Annotated in this window: 1 protein-coding gene; it reads left to right on the top strand. The window is 59.5% G+C overall.

Features of this window, described 5'->3' with window-relative positions:
- On the top strand, nucleotides 1-1,628 hold a 1,628-nt coding region (locus tag KPG66_RS17320), incomplete at both ends, for a non-ribosomal peptide synthetase (protein ID WP_237071675.1).

The following is a 1,628-nucleotide window of genomic DNA, read 5'->3' on the forward strand; positions in this document are numbered from 1 at the left end:
CGCAAGGCGCGACGCTATTCATGACGGTGCTGGCCGCGTGGAGCGCGGTGCTCGCGCGGCTGTCAGGGCAGGAGGATCTGGTCATTGGCACGGCCAGTGCCAATCGTCACCATCCTCAGATTGAGCCGTTGATTGGCTTTTTTGTGAACACGCTGGCGTTGCGCATGGATGTGTCGGGCGAGCCGAGCGCCACACAGCTGCTTGAGCGGGTGCGGCGCACGGCACTGGAGGCGCAAGCGCATCAGGACTTGCCGTTCGAGCAGGTGGTGGAGATTGTGCAGCCGCCGAGGCGGCTCGAGCATACGCCGCTGTTTCAAGTGATGTTTGCGTGGCAGAGCAACGAGCGTGCTGTGTGGGATCTGCCGGCGTTAGAAGTCACGCCTGCGGACTTGGCTTATGACGTAGCCAAGTTCGATTTAGACCTGCACCTATATGAAGCAGGTGGGGAGATTGTCGGCGCGCTAGGCTATGCGACGGCGCTGTTCGATCGAGCGACGATTGAGCGACACGTCGGGTATTTGCAGACGATGCTGCAGGCGATGGCTGCTGACGCAGCGTATCCGGTGACGCGCGTTGAATTGCTATCGCCGGCCGAGCGTACGTTGCTGCTGCAGACGTGGAACGCGACGCAGCGGGACTATCCGGCGCACCAATGTATTCACCAGTTGTTCGAAGCGCAGGCCGAGCGCATGCCTGAAGCCATAGCATTGGTGTACGAAGACCAAGCATTAAGCTACACGGAGCTCAATGCGCGGGCGAATCGCTTGGCACATCAGCTCATTGAACTGGGTGTTGTGCCGAATGCCCGGGTGGCGATCTGCGTGCAGCGCAGCCCGGCGATGGTGGTGGGGCTGCTGGCGATCCTGAAAGCGGGTGGCGCGTATGTGCCGCTTGACCCAAGCTATCCGGGCGAGCGGCTCGCGCATATTCTCATGGATGCGGCGCCGGATATTGTGTTGGCCGATGCAGCGGGCCAGGTGGCGCTGGGTGACGCGGCCTTGGCTCATCGCACGGTGCTCGATCCGAATAGGCTCCCGGCGCAGCGGGAGACGAATCCGTCGGTACCGGCACTCACGTCCCGACATCTGGCGTATGTGATCTATACGTCGGGTTCCACCGGTATACCCAAAGGGGTGATGGTCGAGCATGCTCAAACGGTCAATTTCCTGTTCTGGGCCCTTCAAACCTTTACTTCCGCAGAAACGCAGCATACGTTGCTTGCCACTTCGATCAGCTTCGATTTGTCCATCTACGAGTGCTTTGTACCGCTCGCTCAAGGCTCAACCGTACACCTGGTTGAGGATGCACTGGCGTTAATGCATCACGCTCAGCCAGTTTCGCTGATCAATACGGTGCCATCTGCATTGCAGTCGCTGCTCGCTCATCAAGCGGACCTATCTTCGGCTGTTACGATTAATATGGCAGGCGAGCCCCTGAAGGCGTTGTTAATCAAGCAGGTCTTCGAGAAAACGCCGGTGCAGCGTTTATGCAACCTTTATGGACCCTCGGAGAGCACCACCTATTCGACGTGGTTATCGATTCAGCGGGGGGCGCCCTTCATCGAGAGTATTGGGCGTCCGATCGCGAACACGCGCATTTACCTGCTCGATCGCTACGGTCAGCCGGTG

The organism is Mycetohabitans sp. B2, assembly GCF_021733735.1.
GTDB classification, from domain to species: domain Bacteria; phylum Pseudomonadota; class Gammaproteobacteria; order Burkholderiales; family Burkholderiaceae; genus Mycetohabitans; species Mycetohabitans rhizoxinica.